Raw genomic sequence first — 14,959 nt, 5'->3', positions numbered from 1 at the left:
GACGGTGACGGACTCGTCGACGGGGATCAACGCACGCTCGCGCAGCTGCGCGCCGACGCGCTGACCGACCTGCTCTGCGACGGCGACATCACCGGCACCACCCCCGTCGACCGCGACGCCGACCGCCCGGCGCCCGCCGTCGTGCCCGGAGTGCGCGCTGAGATCCGGCTCACCCTCCCTGCGACCACCGCGGCGGGACTCGACGACGCGCCCGCCGACCTCGACGGCTACGGAACCATCCCCGCCGACCTCGCCCGCGACCTCGCCGCCACCGGATCGTCGTTCACCCAGGTTCTGACTGACCCGGTTTCCGGCAGGGTCGTCTCGGTTGGACGCACCCACCGCGTCCCTCCGCCACAGATGCGCCTGCACCTGCAGCTGCGCGATCAGACCTGCCGCTTCCCCGGCTGCACCCGCTCCGCGTCCCGCGCCGAGGCCGACCACACGATCGAGTGGCGCAACGGCGGCGACACCGCGCTGCACAACCTCGCCTCGCTGTGCGTCGCCCACCACCACGTCCGCCACGGCGACCGCTGGACCTACACCCTCCACCCCGACGGAACCGCCGAATGGACCACCCCCACCGGACGCCGCGTCACCACCCGACCACCCGCACTCCCCGGCCGACCACCCGGACCACCCCCACGACCACGCTTCGACGACCCACCACCCTTCTGATTCGCCGCCCGCGACGTGGGTCTCGACATGCCGCCGTGCGCCGACTCGACCCGGAAGGGAGCGGTCCGCGAACGTCTGAGGAGCGCTCCGCCCGCCTGCCCGCTGGTCGAGTAGCCGCCCGACGCAGAGGGCCCGCCCGCACCGCCTGCCGCAGTCGGGCTCCGCAGAAGCGGACGTAGACTGCCTCCCATGCCGCAGATCCGGATCAAGGACGCCGCCGCCTACCTCGGCGTGAGCGACGACACCATCCGGCGCTGGATCGACAACGGCGTCCTCGAGAGCGCGAAGGACGCCTCCGGCCGCGGCGTCGTCGACGGACTCGCCGTCGCCCGCCTCGCCCGCGCGAACGCCGTGCTGCCCGACGACCCGTCGCCGGTCGCCCGCTCGGCGCGCAACCGCTTCGTCGGCATCGTGACCGAGATCGTGATGGACACGGTGATGGCGCAGGTGGAGCTGCAGTGCGGGCCCAACCGCGTCGTGTCGCTGATGAGCAGCGAGGCCGTCCGCGAGCTCGGGCTCGAGCCGGGCTCGCCCGCGGTCGCCGTGGTCAAGGCCACGACCGTGATCGTCGAGACCCCGCTGCCGCGCGCCTGATGCGGACCGCCTCCGCCCTCCCGCGCTGGGTCGTCGCGGTCGCCGCGGTCGGGGCGCTTCTCGTCCTGCTGCCGCTCGCGGCGATCCTCCTCCGGGTCGACTGGACGCGGTTCGTCCCGCTGATCACCTCCGAGTCGTCGGTCGCCGCACTGCTGCTGAGCCTGCGCACCTCGGTCGCCGCGACGGTGCTGTGCGTCGTGCTCGGCACGCCGATGGCGCTGGTGCTGGCGCGGACCTCGTTCCCGGGTCAGCGCCTCCTCCGCTCGCTGGTGCTGCTGCCCCTCGTGCTGCCGCCGGTCGTCGGCGGACTCGCCCTGCTGTACACCTTCGGACGCTCGGGCCTGCTCGGCGGGGCTCTCGAGGTGGCCGGTCTGCGCGTCGCGTTCTCGACGACGGCCGTGGTGATCGCGCAGACCTTCGTCGCCCTGCCGTTCCTGGTGCTGAGCCTCGAGGGCTCGCTGCGCAGCGCCGGTGCCCGCTACGAGGCGGTCGCCGCGACCCTCGGTGCGTCGCCCGGCACCGTTCTGCGCCGCATCACGCTGCCGCTGATCCTGCCGGGGCTCGCCTCGGGCGCGATCCTCTCGTTCGCCCGCGCGCTCGGCGAGTTCGGCGCGACGCTGACCTTCGCGGGGAGTCTCGAGGGCGTCACCCGCACCCTCCCGCTCGAGATCTACCTGCAGCGCGAGAGCGATCCGGAGGCGGCGGTCGCGCTCGCCCTGCTCCTCGTGGTCGTCGCGGTGCTGGTCATCGGCGTAGCCTCGGGCCGGCGCGAGGCGCGCGCGGTGCCGCTGTGAGCCTCCGCTTCGGGGCCCGGCTCGCCGCCCGCGGCTTCGACGTGGCACTCGACGTCGCCGAGGGCGAGACCGTCGCCGTGCTCGGGCCCAACGGCGCCGGCAAGTCGACCCTCGTCGAGCTGCTCGCCGGTCTCGTGCGCGCCGACGCCGGCAGCGCGCGGCTCGGCGGCGCGGTGCTCTTCGACGACGCGACCTGGACGCCTCCGCACCGCCGCTCGGTGGCCCTGCTCGCTCAGGATCCACTGCTCTTCCCCCACCTCACCGTGCGCGAGAACGTGGCCTTCGGGCCGCGCAGCTCGGGCCTGGGCCGAGGCCCGTCGCGCGCCAGGGCCGATCGAGAGCTCGAGGCCGTCGACGCGCTCGACCTCGCCGACCGCCGCCCCGAGCGGCTGTCGGGCGGTCAGGCGCAGCGGGTCGCCGTCGCCCGGGCCCTCGCGACCGAACCGCGCCTGCTGCTGCTCGACGAGCCGATGGCCGCGCTCGACGTCCGGGTCGCGCCGATGCTGCGGCGGATGCTGCGCACCGTCCTCGCCGAGCGGACCACGATCGTGGTGACCCACGACGTCCTCGACGCGTGGACGCTCGCCGACCGCGTGGTCGTCCTGCACGGCGGCCGCGTCGTCGAGCAGGGTCCGACGGCGCAGGTGCTCGAGCAGCCGCGGACCGCGTTCACCGCCGAGCTCACCGGGGCGACGCTCCTCTCGGGCGTCCGCACGGCCGCGGGACTGCGACTAGCGGACGGCCGCGAGATCGCGGGCACCGCCTCCGACGACCTGCCTGTGGGGTCGGCGGTCGCGGCGGCGGTGCGGCCCGCGGAGGTGTCGGTGCTCCCGCCGGGGCTGCCGGGGCTGCTGGCGCCGATCACTGATCTGGAGCCCCGCGGAGACGCCGTGCGGGTGCGCAGCGCGGTGCTCTCGGCCGATGTCACGCCGGCGGAGGCGGCTCGCCTGGATCTCGCACCGGGCCGGGAGGTCCGCTTCGGGATCGCTCCCGAGGCGGTGCGGCTCTATCGCGCCTGACGCTCTCAGCCCTTCTTCTGGTCCGGGATCGCCGCGGTGCCCGTCGCCCGGAGCCGGTCCTTGACAAGCTCGGGGAACAGCGGGCGGCCGTAGAAGTAGCCCTGGGCCCGCTCGGCGTGCAGGCTCGTCAGCAGCGCGTGCGCCTGCTGGGTCTCGACGCCCTCGACGATCGTGTGCATGTCGAGATCGGCGACGAGGTTGATGATCGAGCGCAGGATCGTCGCGTGCCGGGGGTTCTCCTCGTCGGCGAGGAAGACGCGGTCGATCTTCACGATGCTCAGGGGCACGGTGAGCAGCGCCGCCGCCGCCGCGTGCTCCTGGCCGTAGTCGTCGAGCGCGATGGCGATCCCGTCGGCCGTCAGCGTGCGCACCCGCTCGATCACGGCCTCGTCGACGTCGCCGATCGACCCCTCCGTGAGCTCGAGGCAGAGCTGGATCCCCTGCTCGGCCGTGCGGTGCGCGCAGATGACGTCGACGACCTCGTCGTGCATCAGCTGCTCCGCCTCGATGTTGATGCTGAGGAACGACACTCCGCGGTCGATCGCGCGGAACTCGATCATGCAGGCCACCGCCTGGTCGACGATCTGCAGCGTCAGCCGGTCGAGGAGGCCCAGCGAGCGGGCGATGTCGACGAGCGTCAGCGGGCTGAGCGCCGTCCCGTCGGGGCGGGTGTAGCGGGCGAGCGCCTCGAAGCCGATGATTCGCCGCTCGGCGACGTCGATCACCGGCTGGAAGGCGACCCGGACGGTTCCCTCCAGAACCGCGGCGTGGACCTCGGCGAGGAGGTCTCCCCCGTCGGCCGCCGTGGTCTTGCGCTCCTTCTTCGACTCGTACATCCGCTCGTCGGCCTCCTGCATCACCCGGTCGAAGCTGCCGCCGTCGACAGCGACCGGGGCGCCGATGCTGATGCGGGGATGGAGGGTCGCGCCGCCGACCAGGACGGGCCGCTCGACCGCGCGGGCGATCCGCAGCGCGACGGCTCCGGCGGTGACCGAGTCGAGCAGGACGGCGAACTCGTCGCCGCCGATGCGGGCGACGACGTCGTCGCTGCGCACGCTCTCGCGGATCCGGCGCCCGACCTCCTCGAGGACGAGGTTGCCCACCGAGTGGCCGTGCGTGTCGTTGACGGCCTTGAAGTCGTCGAGGTCCATGAACAGCATCGCGCGCAGCCCCGGGTCGGCGATCGCGCCGAACTCCTCGTAGAGTCCGCGCAGATTCGTGAGCCCGGTGAGCGTGTCGGTCGTCGCCTGGTCGCGCAGGGTGCGCGTGGTGCGGCGGTCGTGGAGGGCCTGCGTCGCGATGTGGGTGAGGGCGAGCAGAGTGCGGTGCTCGAGCGCGGTGAAGCCGTCGGAGTCGGGCCGGCGCGTGAGCACGAGGTGGCGGATGCCCGTCCCGGGCGCGGTCACCGGCGCCGAGAGCTCGAACGGCCGGCCCGGCTCCTCCGAGATGCGGGTGCTGGCCGACGGGATCGCGGTGCGCGCCGACTTCTCGAGGGTGTCGAAGATCGCCGCCTGATCGCCCCACGGCAGCGCGAGCGAGGCCTCGATCAGGCCGTTGAGCTTGCGCTCGATGCGGGTGCGCCGCAGGTGCTGGCTCACGACGGCGACGACGAGCGCGACCAGTCCGAGCGTGTTCGCCGACCGGATGTCGAGGCCGTCGCCGACCTCGATGCGCTGGATGCCCGAGGAGAGGTGGGCGCCGTAGGCGAGGGCGACGAGCGCCGTGTTCAGCCCGAGGGCGATCAGCACCCGATCGATCCGGAGCGCCGGCCGGGGCACGTCGGGCACCTCGGCGAGCGAGAGCCAGGCCTGGAGGTACTCGAACCCGATCGAGAGCGCACCGTAGGCGAGCACCGCGGGCACTGCGGCGACGACCGGCCACCAGCCGGTCTCGGGGAACAGCGAGAGCACCAGGAGGAACGCCGCGCCCGAGAGCGACGCCAACCCGGTCCAGTACACCGTCACCAGCCACGGCCGCCGCCCGAGCACCTGGAAGACCGCGATCGCGATCAGCCACAGCAGCAGCGCCTCGGTCGCCGGGACGTCCTGCGCGAGGAACGCGAGGACCGCGACGCCGACTCCGAAGGTGACAGTGCCGATCCCGGAGGCGAGCTCGAGGCGGAACGACGCGGTGATCCACATCGCCGCGAGCAGCACGAGGAACGGGAGCCAGCGACCGGGCAGAGCCGATGCGTTCGGCACGAGGAGGACCAGCGCGAGGAGGAGGCCGGCGGAGCCGACTCCGAGGCGGAGCGCCCGGACGGGGCCCGCCGAGGCGAGCCGCTCGGGGAGCGCAGGAGCGACTCCGATCGCGCTCGTCGCCTCGTCGCTCACACGGCCCCCCGTCGCCCCCGCACTCGGGGGACTCGCGCCTACTCTGGCAGATCCGCGGCACAGCGCGGGCGCGGGCCGGAGCGTCAGGTGCGCAGCGGCAGCCGGGCCGCGAGACGCGCGCCGCCCAGGTCCACCGACGGGAGCAGCTCGAGCGAGCCTCCGTAGGCCGCGAACTGGCGCGACAGCCGGTCGAGGCCCGACCACGACGGGTCGGCGGCGACGCCGCGGCCGTCGTCGTCGAGGCCCAGGACGACGGCCGAGTCCTCCACCGCGAGCCGCAGCCGCACCGCCCGGGCGTCGCCGTGCTTCAGCGCGTTCGTGAGCGCCTCCTCGATCAGGCGCACCAGCAGCACCCGCTGGTCGACGGGGACGCTGCGCGCCTCCAGGTCGGGATAGCGCTCGTCGACGTCGAGGTCGACGGCGATCTCGAGCGGGAGCCGCGCGAACAGATCGCGCACGGCGGGGACGAGCCCGTGCTCGATGTCGACGGGGTAGAGCGCGTGGCCGGCCGCGCGGACCTCGTGCTCGCGGAGGTCGTCGAGCCGCGTCGCGATCTCGTCGAGTCGCGCCGGGTCGCCCGCGCGCGTCGCCGCCCGCAGCTCGGCGACGAGGACCACGAGCGAGTTCTGGAGGCGGCCGTGCAGCCGCTGCGCCACCTCGCGGCGCACGCGCAGCTCCTCCTGCTGGAGCGCCTGCACGGCCTCGACCGCCTGGAGCAGCATCCGGGCGCGCTCGCGCTCCTGCTCGCGGACGCGGCGCGCGGACCGGACGAGGAGGAAGCCGAACGCGGTGGTCAACGCGACGACCACTCCGCCCACGAGCAGCTCGACCACGATCGCGTCGAGCGCGGTCGGGGGGTAGACGCCCGTCAGGATCTGGAGGCCGCAGCGCGCCAGAGCGACCGTCGCCGCGATCAGGGCCGTCACGCCGAAGCGACGGCGACCGCCGTGGCGCTCGGGGTGCAGGACGGCGATCAGCGCGACAGCCAGCGCGATGGCCGAGACGTTGACGACCACGCGCACGACGACGTCCTCCACGGGGCCGGCCTCGACTCCGCGCACCGTCTGCGACAGCATCCCGAGGGCGAAGACGGCCTGGAGCGCGGCGAGCACCGAGAGCACCCCGCCGAGCACGGCGACGACGCCCCACACGATGCGGTTGTCGGCGTCGGCGTCCGTGCGCGTCGGCTCCGCTCCGTCGAGCGTCATGCCGTGTGCTGGAGGAACTGCAGCGTCGCCTCGACGCGCGGGTTGCGGGAGCCGTCGGAGCGGACCCCGAGGGATGCGTAGAGGGCGTTCACGTGGTTGTCCACCGAGCGGACGGCGATGCCGAGCCGCTCGGCGATCGCCGCATTGGTCAGCCCGGACGCGAGGCCCGTGAGCACCTCGTACTGCCGGCGGCTGAGCGTCGCGACGGGCGAGTTCCTGCGCGCCGTCCGGGCGGCGACGAGCGCGGGATCGAGGACGGTGCGACCATCGGCGGTCGCGCGGATCGCGGTGAGCAGCGCCGCCGCCGACAGCGAGGACGTCTTCGAGAGGTAGCTCCACCCGCGCGCCTCCGAGCGGTCGAGGCGGAGGAACCGGTGCATGGCGTCGACCGCCGAGAGCAGCACGATCGCGAGCTCCGGTGCCCTCGCGCGCAGCTCGCGCCCGAGCTCGATCCCGTCGCCGTCACCGAGCTCGATGTCGATGATCGCGACGTCGAGCTCCTCGGGGCGCAGCTTCAGCCGGGCCTCGGCGAGGGAGGAGGCCTCGACCACGCTGCGCACCCCCGGCACCGATCGCAGCAGCGAGGTCAGCATCTGGCGGTAGAGAGGTTGGTCGTCGACGACGGCCAGCCTCAGGTCTTTCACGCCCCCCATGGATGTCACAAGCACATCCTCGTGCATGGACGGGCTTACGGAGGCGAATTAGAGACATTGAGTTCATAACTCGGCGAGCGCGCCCGTCAGGACGAGTCCGAGAAGGGCTGCCGCGAGTGCGGCGACCCACATCCCGAGGCCGTAGAAGAGCCCGGCGGCCCACCGCCGCTCCAGCAGCATGCGCGCCGCCTCCACGCTCGCGGTGCTGAACGTGGTGAACCCGCCGAGGACCCCGGTGCCCAGCACCGCGTGCCACGGAGCGTCGACGGCGCCCGGGAGAGCGAGGCCTGTGACCACTCCGAGCAGCAGCGACCCGGCGACGTTGATGAACGCCGTCCCCACCGGCCAGCGCACCGGGACGAGCGACCGCGCCACTCCGTCGACGACGAGTCGAGCCGCGGCACCGACTCCCCCGGCGACCGCGACGGCGACGAACAGCGCGAACCCGCTCATCGAGCGGCCCTCCGGCGACCCGCGATGACGACGCCGAGCGCCGCCGCCGCGGTGCCGAGCACGAGGGTGATCGCCGCGTACAGCGCCGACTCGGCGTAGCGGCCCGCCTCGAGCAGCGCGAGCGAGTCGAGCGAGAAGGTGCTGTAGGTCGTGAACCCGCCGAGCACCCCGGTGCCGAGCAGGAGGCGGAGCGTCCGCCGCCCGCCGACATCGGGCCCCCGGCGCGCGAGCGACTCGAGCAGCAGACCGAGCAGGAACGCGCCGACGAGGTTGACGGCGATCGTCGCGGAGGGCAGCACACCGAGAGGAGGGAGCAGCAGAGCGGTCGCGTAGCGTCCGGACGTCCCCACCGCTCCCCCGGCCGCGACGACGAGCATCGCGCGCGGGCGCAGGTGCAGCGGCGTCACTCCGCCAGATCCCACGGCGCTCGCCGCGAGGTGTCGCGCAGCGGGACGACCATGACCGGGCGCCGCTGCCGGTGCGCGAGATGCACGGCGACGCTGCCGCTCAAGAACTCCGCGATGCTCGCGAGCACTCCGGAGTCGCGGGTGCCGACGACGATCATCCGCGCGTCGCTCTTCTCGGCCACGTCGGTCAGGGCCAGGGCCGGCTCGCCCTCGGCGGCGCGCAGGGTCCACTGCACGTCGGAGTCGGCGAGCGCCTCCTCCATCGCCTGCCGCAGACTCGGCGGCACCGCCGGCCCCTCGGCGCCGCCCCCGCGCTGGACCAGCCCGATCGGGATGCCTCCCGTCACCGGATCGATGTAGTCACCCACGAGGTAGGGATCGGGCACGACGGTGAGCAGCAGCAGCGGGGCACCCAGCCCGGAGGCGAAGCGCGCGGCGGTGCGGACGACCTCGGGACGCTGGCCGTCGACGACGCCGACGAGCACAGGTCCGGAGGGGATGGGATCGGTCATGGGAGTCTCCTTCCCGGATGCGTTCATCCTCCCACCGGTCCTCGGCGCGGGCACGGAGGACGGTGACGAGTTCCTCCGTGATCGTTTCGTGATCTTCGGTGCCCGAGCTAGACTCGCTCGTCGCCGGACCCCCGACCGGCCCCCCGCATCCCCCACCCGAGGAGAACGCACGCGTGTCGAGCCCTGGCATCCCCGTCCCCCCGGAGTCTGCCGACACCTCGACCACCCCCGTGCACCGCACCCGCCGGGAGGCGCGCGCGGCCGAAGCCGCCGCCACGACCCCCCGCGCCGTGCGCAGCACCCTCAGCCGTCGCACCCTCGGCTTCGCCACCTTCTCGGTCGTCGGCGGCCTCTTCGCCACCGCGGCGATCCCCGCCTACGGTGCGCGCAGCACCACGGACGCCGCCGGCGGTACCGCGGCGGACCGCGCCGGTCTGCAGAACCTCACCGTCTCGTCGGAGGCGGCGGGCCAGACCGCGGTCCGCGACGCGTTCGCCGCGCCCACCCAGGCGCAGCTCGACGAGGCCAGCCGCCAGGCGGCCGTGCTCTCGAGCTCCGACGGCGGGGACTTCTCGACCGTGCAGACCCGCGCGGTCGGCGACGACTACCCGTGGCCGTACGAGACGATCGACGACGACGGCGGCGGACTCTCGCCCCTCGGCTACTACTACCGGGAGTGCGTCGACTTCGTCGCCTGGCGGCTGAACCGCGACGCCGGCTCCACCTCGGCCCCGTGGACGTACACCTGGGGGACCATCACCCCGCTGGGCGGCAGCGCCTGGGAGTGGCCCGACAACTGGGCCGCGAAGGGCTGGGCCACCAGCAGCACGCCCATCGTCGGCTGCGTCGCCTGGTGGACGTACAACCACGTCTCGTACGTGCAGAAGGTGAACGACGACGGCACCGTGCTCCTCGAGGAGTACAACTACGGCGGCAAGCACAGCTACGTCACCCGGACCTTCCCGACCGCGCAGGTGCCGCTGTTCCTCTACCCGCCCGCCCTCTAGCTCGGGCCCTCAGGGGTGCTCACCGGGGGCGTCGAACGCCGCGCCGAGGCATGAGCCCCCCTCACGTCAAAACTATGACAGCAGGGGGGACTTGCCGCAAGATGCCCTCCCTGCCGGAGAATCTCGCGTCATGCCCGACTCCCGCAGCTTCTTCGCCCTCCCCGCTCGAGCGTCCGACAAGCGCTCCGATCGTCTGATCGCCCGCGACGATCGGCAGTTCGCCGCCGTCGCCGCCGCCCTCGACGCAGAGACCGCCGATCTGCTCTCGCGGCTCGCCGCGGCCCGTCGCTCGGCCGGCGGCTCCGGTCAGCACGCCCTCGACCGCGACCAGGAGATCCGCCGCCTGAGCGCCCGGCTTCGCACCGTCGAGCGCTTCGGCGTCGACCTCTGCCTCGGCAGGATGGTCCCGGCCGACGGCTCGGATCCGGTGTACATCGGCCGCCTGGGGCTGACCGACTCCCACGGCGAGCGCCTCCTCGCCGACTGGCGCTCGGGGCTCGCCGCGCCGTTCTTCGGGGCGACCGACGCCGATCCGATGGGGATCGCGAGCCGCCGGCGGTACCGGTGGGCCGACCGGCACGTGACCGACTACTGGGACGAGGCGTTCACGGACGAGGGTCGCGAGGGAGACGTCGCGCTCGACGACCGGTCGGCGTTCGTCGCGAGCCTCTCCGGCAGCCGTTCCCCGCGGATGCGCGACGTGCTCGGCACCCTGCAGGCCGACCAGGACGCGATCGTCCGCGCCGGTGCGAGCGGCGCCCTCGTGGTCGACGGCGGCCCGGGCACGGGCAAGACGGTCGTCGCGCTGCACCGCGCCGCCTACCTCCTCTTCTCGGACGCCCGGGTGAGCCGGCACCGCGGAGGCGTCCTGGTCCTCGGCCCGAACGCCGCCTACCTCGACTTCGTCGCCGATGTGCTCCCGAACCTCGGCGAGGACGGCGTGCGGATGGCGACGCTGCGCGACCTGGACCCGGCGGGTCTCGACGCCGAGCCCGAGCGCCACGATCGCGTGGCCACCCTCAAGGGCGACGGCCGCCTCCTGAGGGCCGTCGACCGGGCGGTCGACCTCTACGAGCAGCCCCCGCAGCGCGAGCTGATCGTCGAGACCGACTGGGCGGACGTCGTCCTGACTCCCCAGGACTGGTCCGACGCCTTCGACGCCCCCGAGCCCGGCACCCCGCACGACGACGCCCGCGACGCGGTCTGGGAGGAGATCGTCGCGATCCTCACCCAGCGGGCCGGTGCGCGGGCCGAGCGCGCGGAGTTCCGGGCGCAGCTCGAGGGCGACGACGCCCTCCGCGCGGCGGTCGACCGCGCCTGGCCGCTGCTCGACCCGGAGGGGGTCGTCGCGGATCTCTGGTCCTCGCCCGAGCACCTCCGCTCCTGCGCGCCCTGGCTCGACGCCGACGAGGCCGCCCTGCTGGCGCGGGACGATCCGCGCGCCTGGACGCTCTCGGATCTGCCGCTCCTCGACGCCGCCCGATCCCGGGTGGGCGACCCTGGTGCCGGCCGCCGACGACGCGAGCGCGAGCTGGCCGAGGCGCGGGAGCGGTCGCGGATGGACAGCGTCGTCGACGAGCTCGTCGCCGGTCAGGAGGCGGACGAGCTCATGCTGATGACGATGCTGCGCGGGCAGGACGTGAGGAACGCGCTCGTCGACACGACCGCGCTCCCCGACGAGCCCGAAGACCCCCTGCAGGGCCCCTTCGCCCACGTCGTCGTGGACGAGGCACAGGAGCTCACCGACGCCGAGTGGGCGATGCTCCTGCGGCGCGTCCCGTCGCGCAGCGTCACCGTCGTCGGCGACCGCACCCAGGCACGACACGGCTTCCGGGAGTCGTGGATCGAGCGGCTCTCGCGCGTCGGGATCCGCCGCGTGCAGGTCGCTCCCCTGCGGATCAACTACCGCACGCCCGCCGAGATCATGGCCTTCGCCGAGCCGGGGATCCGCGCGGCCGTCCCCGACGCGAACGTGCCGACATCGATCCGCTCGAGCGGGATCCCCGTCGAGCACCGTCCCGCCGCAGACCTCGCGCGCCTGCTCGAGGAGTGGCTGGCCTCGCGGGCCGACGGCACCGCCTCCGTGCTCAGCGCCGACCCGGAGGCGTGGGCGCCGCTCGTCCCCGGAGACGCGCGCCTCCGGAGCATCACCCCCGCGGCGGCGAAGGGGCTGGAGTTCGACCTGGTCGTGCTGGTCGATCCCGACGCGCTGGGCGACGGGATCGAGGGTGCGGTGGACCGCTACGTCGCGATGACGCGGGCGACCCAGCGGCTGGCGATCGTGGTGTGAGCCGCTCCCGATCGCATCGGACCGCGATCATCGGGTGCGAGGCCGGGACCTCCGTCATCCTCGATGCATGAGGGGGTCGACGTGATGGAGGCACTGACGTGATGGAGGCACTGAACGGGCTCGTCTCGGAGATCGAGGAGCGCCTCACCGAGGAGCTCGACATCGGCGCTCTGGCGAGCCGGCTCGGCACGACCGAGTACCACCTGCGCCGCCTGTTCTCGTCGCTCGCCGGGATGCCGCTGTCGGAGTACGTCCGACGGCGCCGCATGTCGGTCGCCGCGGCCGAGGTCCTGGGCGACGGCGAGCTGCTCACGATCGCGGTGCGCTACGGCTACGGCTCCACCGAGGCGTTCGGCCGCGCGTTCCGCTCGGTGCACGGAGTCGGACCCGCCGACGTCCGCCGGAACGGCGGCCCCCTCCGCACGCAACCGCGACTCCGATTCCGCCTGACCGTCGAAGGGAACACGACCATGGACACCCGACTCACCGACCACCCCGCCTTCCGGCTCATCGGCCACGCGGCCCGCGTCCCGCTGATCCACGAGGGCGTCAACCCGCGCATCCAGGAGCACATCGCCTCCCTGCCCGCGGCGGAGCAGCTCCGTCTCAAGGAGCTGAGCGACACGGAGCCGGCGGGGCTGCTGCAGGTCAGCGCCGACGTGGACCCCGACTACCGCGAGGGCAGCGAGCTGACCTACCTGCACGGGGTCGCCGTCACCGAGGCGACGCCCGTGCCCGAGGGACTCGACGCCCTCGAGGTGCCGGCGGGCACCTGGGCGGTGTTCCGCTCGGAGGGACCGCACCCGGCGGCGCTGCAGTCGATGTGGGCGGCGACGGCGACCGACTGGTTCCCCTCCAACCCGTGGCGGCTGCGACCCGGACCCTCGATCGTGGCCGTCCTCGACCGGGCGGCCGACTTCAGCACGGCGACCTGCGAGCTCTGGCTGCCGGTCGAGAGGGCGTGACGGCACGCCTACCCTGGAGCTGTGAAACCCGCGCTCGCACCGGCCACCGGGGTCTCGATCTCGGCGCTGCTGCTCTTCGGACTGCGCCTGCCGCTCGCGGGCTACCTCGTGCTCGCGGCGAGCCTCCTGCTGGCCGTCGCCATCGACCGCACGCTCGCCGTCGATCTCTCGCTGATCGGCGCGGGGCTCGTGATCGTGAGCTCGATCTCGGTCGAGGCGAACCTCGACTACCCCAACATGGCGCTGATGGGAGTCGTGCTCTCGGCGGCCGTCGCCGTGCCCTGGGCGATCGATCACTACGGGACGAAGCGGCGCATCATCCGGTTCCCGCTGCGCACCGGTCAGCGCTGGACGACCCTCGAGAAGTCCTACCTGCCCGCGGTGGTCGTGCTCGGCTGGATCCTGCTGCCGTTCTACTTCATCCGCTCGGGGGCCTACCTCAACTGGCCGGCGATCTCGGCGCCCGACGAGATCGCCCGCCTGTTCGTCGGAGTCGGGTTCGTCGGGATCTGGGACGAGCTGTTCTTCATCTGCGTCGTGTTCGCCGTGCTGCGCCGGCATCTGCCGATGTGGCAGGCGAACGTCCTGCAGGCCGTCGTCTTCGTGTCGTTCCTCTGGGAGCTCGGCTACCGCGAGTGGGCACCGGCGTTCACGATCCCCTTCGCGCTGCTGCAGGGCTGGATCTTCTCGAGGACGAAGTCGCTCACCTACGTGATCTGCGTGCACCTGCTGTTCGATCTCGTCGTGTTCCTCGCGCTGGTGCACGCCCACAACCGCGAGTGGCTCCGCTGGTTCGTGTACTGACCGGCGGAGGCGGGGGTCACGCGACCGGCTGCACGGAACGGTGCGCCGCGCGTGCCTCGACACGGCTCTTCAGCGCGGCGTTGAACGCGGCGTAGCCGCCCTCGTTGTGGCTCTTCGCGAACAGGCCCTCGAAGGGCTTGGTGAGCACGCCCGAGAACGTCTCGGTGTTGTGGAGCCGGGTGCCGACGTCGGTGGCGACGAGGGTGAAGCGGTGAGCGCCGAGGAACAGGCCGGCCGTCAGGATCGTCGCCGACCACTGCAGCTCGCGGTTCTCGTCGACGGCGGTGACCTTCGACGAGAACCAGAACCCGGGCATCCGCATCTTCAGGGTGCTGCCGAGCTCGGCGGCTCCGTCGATCCGCGAGAAGTTGCTCCACTCGCCGTAGGCGGAGAAGTCGGTGAGGACCTCCCAGACCTCTTCGGGGGCGGCGGCGATGTCGATCGTGGTGGCGAGGACGATGCTCATGATGTCTTCCGTTCTGCGGTGAGGAGTGGTGCGGTGGGTGATGTGGCTAGCTTGCATTGCTTTTCGGCTAGTGTCAATAGCCAATCGCTCGGCGGCTATTGACGCTAGCCGGGCGTGGGGTCAGGCTGAGGGCATGCACCCCCTGAACCACCACCTCCATGCCTAGGGCGGGCCTCACCCGCGACCGAGTGGCCGAGGAGGCGGCCTCGATGGCCGACGAGGTCGGTCTCGCGACGCTGACCCTCTCGGCGCTCGCGCAGCGACTCGGCGTCCGGCAGCCCTCGCTCTACAAGCACATCGACTCGATGGCCGGCCTCCACCGCGACATCGCCGTGCACGCCAAGCGCGATCTGGGCGAGGTCCTCGCCCGGGCCTCCGTGGGCCGATCGGGGGCGGACGCGATCTCGGCGATGTCGCACGCATACCGCGACTGGGCGCGGAAGCACCCCGCCCGGTACGAGGCGGCGAATCTGATGCCGGCCCCGGGCGACGTCGACGACGAGGCCGTCTCGGTCGCGGCGATCCAGGTGATCGCCGACGTGCTGACCGCCTACCGCCTCGAGGGCGAGGACTCGGTCGACGCGATCCGCGCCTTCCGCTCGACTCTGCACGGGTTCGTGTCCTACGAGACGGCCGGCGCGTTCCGCTGGAGCGCCGACGTCGACCGCAGCTTCGACCGGCTCGTGAACGGCTTCATCGTCGCCCTCGAGCACTGGGCCGAGACCGTCGGATCCACGCCGTCCCGCTAGAGCACCGAACCGACCAGCACCTCTCAG

General features: G+C 73.1%; 16 protein-coding genes. 9 read left to right on the top strand and 7 right to left on the bottom strand.

All coding sequences use genetic code 11. The features are described 5' to 3' along the window. The 4 genes from B9Y99_RS18365 to B9Y99_RS18350 form a co-directional block, all read left to right on the top strand. The coding region (locus tag B9Y99_RS18365) for an HNH endonuclease signature motif containing protein (RefSeq protein WP_085478090.1) at positions 1-678 on the top strand (678 nt) is incomplete at its 5' end. 189 nt (positions 679-867) lie between these two features. Next, entirely contained in the window at positions 868-1,272 is a 405-nt protein-coding gene (locus B9Y99_RS18360) for a TOBE domain-containing protein (protein ID WP_085478089.1), read from the top strand. Next, the gene (locus B9Y99_RS18355; RefSeq protein WP_085478088.1) at positions 1,272-2,066 is read left to right on the top strand and encodes an ABC transporter permease; all 795 of its coding nucleotides are present in this window, start codon (positions 1,272-1,274) and stop codon (positions 2,064-2,066) included. The genes B9Y99_RS18360 and B9Y99_RS18355 overlap by 1 nt, the downstream gene beginning before the upstream one ends. Then, a complete protein-coding gene (locus B9Y99_RS18350) occupies positions 2,063-3,085 on the top strand; it encodes a sulfate/molybdate ABC transporter ATP-binding protein (RefSeq protein WP_085478087.1) in 1,023 nt (340 codons plus the stop codon). Before B9Y99_RS18355 ends, B9Y99_RS18350 begins: the two co-directional genes overlap by 4 nt. A gap of 5 nt (positions 3,086-3,090) precedes the next feature. Here B9Y99_RS18350 and B9Y99_RS18345 read toward each other — a convergent pair whose 3' ends face one another. The 6 genes from B9Y99_RS18345 to B9Y99_RS18320 form a co-directional block, all read right to left on the bottom strand. Continuing rightward, positions 3,091-5,418 (bottom strand): putative bifunctional diguanylate cyclase/phosphodiesterase, encoded by a 2,328-nt coding sequence (locus B9Y99_RS18345; protein WP_085478086.1) that lies wholly within the window; start codon positions 5,416-5,418, stop codon positions 3,091-3,093. 83 nt (positions 5,419-5,501) lie between these two features. Further along, positions 5,502-6,626 carry a sensor histidine kinase gene (locus B9Y99_RS18340; protein ID WP_085478085.1) on the bottom strand — a complete coding sequence of 375 codons (1,125 nt, stop codon included), beginning with the start codon at positions 6,624-6,626 and terminating at the stop codon, positions 5,502-5,504. Then, on the bottom strand, positions 6,623-7,279 hold the full coding sequence (locus B9Y99_RS18335; RefSeq protein ID WP_244275054.1) for a response regulator: 657 nt from the start codon (positions 7,277-7,279) through the stop codon (positions 6,623-6,625). Before B9Y99_RS18335 ends, B9Y99_RS18340 begins: the two co-directional genes overlap by 4 nt. Before the next feature lie 63 nt (positions 7,280-7,342). Then, positions 7,343-7,732 (bottom strand): fluoride efflux transporter FluC, encoded by a 390-nt coding sequence (locus B9Y99_RS18330; RefSeq protein WP_085478083.1) that lies wholly within the window; start codon positions 7,730-7,732, stop codon positions 7,343-7,345. Further along, on the bottom strand, positions 7,729-8,139 hold the full coding sequence (gene crcB / locus B9Y99_RS18325; RefSeq protein WP_244275050.1) for a fluoride efflux transporter CrcB: 411 nt from the start codon (positions 8,137-8,139) through the stop codon (positions 7,729-7,731). The genes B9Y99_RS18330 and crcB overlap by 4 nt, the downstream gene beginning before the upstream one ends. Then, positions 8,136-8,651: a universal stress protein gene (locus B9Y99_RS18320; protein WP_165759688.1), complete on the bottom strand. Its 516-nt coding sequence runs from the start codon at positions 8,649-8,651 to the stop codon at positions 8,136-8,138. The genes crcB and B9Y99_RS18320 overlap by 4 nt, the downstream gene beginning before the upstream one ends. Positions 8,652-8,824: 173 nt before the next feature. Here B9Y99_RS18320 and B9Y99_RS18315 point away from each other — a divergent pair, with 173 nt between their 5' ends. From B9Y99_RS18315 to B9Y99_RS18300, 4 genes are all read left to right on the top strand, one after another. Continuing rightward, positions 8,825-9,658 (top strand): CHAP domain-containing protein, encoded by an 834-nt coding sequence (locus tag B9Y99_RS18315; protein ID WP_129588127.1) that lies wholly within the window; start codon positions 8,825-8,827, stop codon positions 9,656-9,658. 130 nt (positions 9,659-9,788) lie between these two features. Further along, positions 9,789-11,948 carry an RNA polymerase recycling motor ATPase HelR gene (gene helR, locus B9Y99_RS18310; RefSeq protein WP_085478080.1) on the top strand — a complete coding sequence of 720 codons (2,160 nt, stop codon included), beginning with the start codon at positions 9,789-9,791 and terminating at the stop codon, positions 11,946-11,948. Positions 11,949-12,049: 101 nt separating this feature from the next. Beyond that, entirely contained in the window at positions 12,050-12,913 is an 864-nt protein-coding gene (locus B9Y99_RS18305) for an AraC family transcriptional regulator (protein ID WP_425298496.1), read from the top strand. Positions 12,914-12,934: 21 nt separating this feature from the next. Next, positions 12,935-13,717, top strand: a complete 783-nt coding sequence (locus B9Y99_RS18300; protein ID WP_085478078.1) for a CPBP family intramembrane glutamic endopeptidase — start codon at positions 12,935-12,937, stop codon at positions 13,715-13,717. Positions 13,718-13,733: 16 nt separating this feature from the next. On the opposite strand, the gene B9Y99_RS18295 is transcribed toward B9Y99_RS18300, so the two are convergent. Then, the gene (locus tag B9Y99_RS18295; protein WP_165759687.1) at positions 13,734-14,183 is read right to left on the bottom strand and encodes an SRPBCC domain-containing protein; all 450 of its coding nucleotides are present in this window, start codon (positions 14,181-14,183) and stop codon (positions 13,734-13,736) included. 158 nt (positions 14,184-14,341) lie between these two features. Here B9Y99_RS18295 and B9Y99_RS18290 point away from each other — a divergent pair, with 158 nt between their 5' ends. After that, positions 14,342-14,932, top strand: coding sequence for a TetR/AcrR family transcriptional regulator (locus B9Y99_RS18290; RefSeq protein WP_085478076.1), 591 nt, complete (start codon positions 14,342-14,344; stop codon positions 14,930-14,932). Positions 14,933-14,959 lie beyond the last annotated feature (27 nt).

The sequence above is a fragment of the Rathayibacter oskolensis genome (genome assembly GCF_900177245.1).
Taxonomy (GTDB): domain Bacteria; phylum Actinomycetota; class Actinomycetes; order Actinomycetales; family Microbacteriaceae; genus Rathayibacter; species Rathayibacter oskolensis.
The sequence above is the reverse complement of the archived record's forward strand: the minus strand, read 5'-3'. Positions and strand labels throughout refer to the sequence as shown.

Bases quoted from the DNA above. Each gene is read 5' to 3' on its own strand.
- B9Y99_RS18295 (WP_165759687.1), bottom strand. From the start codon at position 14,183: ATGAGCATCGTCCTCGCCACCACGATCGACATCGCCGCCGCCCCCGAA.
- B9Y99_RS18355 (WP_085478088.1), top strand. From the start codon at position 1,272: ATGCGGACCGCCTCCGCCCTCCCGCGCTGGGTCGTCGCGGTCGCCGCG.
- B9Y99_RS18340 (WP_085478085.1), bottom strand. From the start codon at position 6,626: ATGACGCTCGACGGAGCGGAGCCGACGCGCACGGACGCCGACGCCGAC.
- B9Y99_RS18290 (WP_085478076.1), top strand. From the start codon at position 14,342: ATGCCTAGGGCGGGCCTCACCCGCGACCGAGTGGCCGAGGAGGCGGCC.
- helR (WP_085478080.1), top strand. From the start codon at position 9,789: ATGCCCGACTCCCGCAGCTTCTTCGCCCTCCCCGCTCGAGCGTCCGAC.
- B9Y99_RS18335 (WP_244275054.1), bottom strand. From the start codon at position 7,279: ATGGGGGGCGTGAAAGACCTGAGGCTGGCCGTCGTCGACGACCAACCT.
- B9Y99_RS18360 (WP_085478089.1), top strand. From the start codon at position 868: ATGCCGCAGATCCGGATCAAGGACGCCGCCGCCTACCTCGGCGTGAGC.
- B9Y99_RS18320 (WP_165759688.1), bottom strand. From the start codon at position 8,651: ATGACCGATCCCATCCCCTCCGGACCTGTGCTCGTCGGCGTCGTCGAC.
- B9Y99_RS18330 (WP_085478083.1), bottom strand. From the start codon at position 7,732: ATGAGCGGGTTCGCGCTGTTCGTCGCCGTCGCGGTCGCCGGGGGAGTC.
- B9Y99_RS18305 (WP_425298496.1), top strand. From the start codon at position 12,050: ATGGAGGCACTGAACGGGCTCGTCTCGGAGATCGAGGAGCGCCTCACC.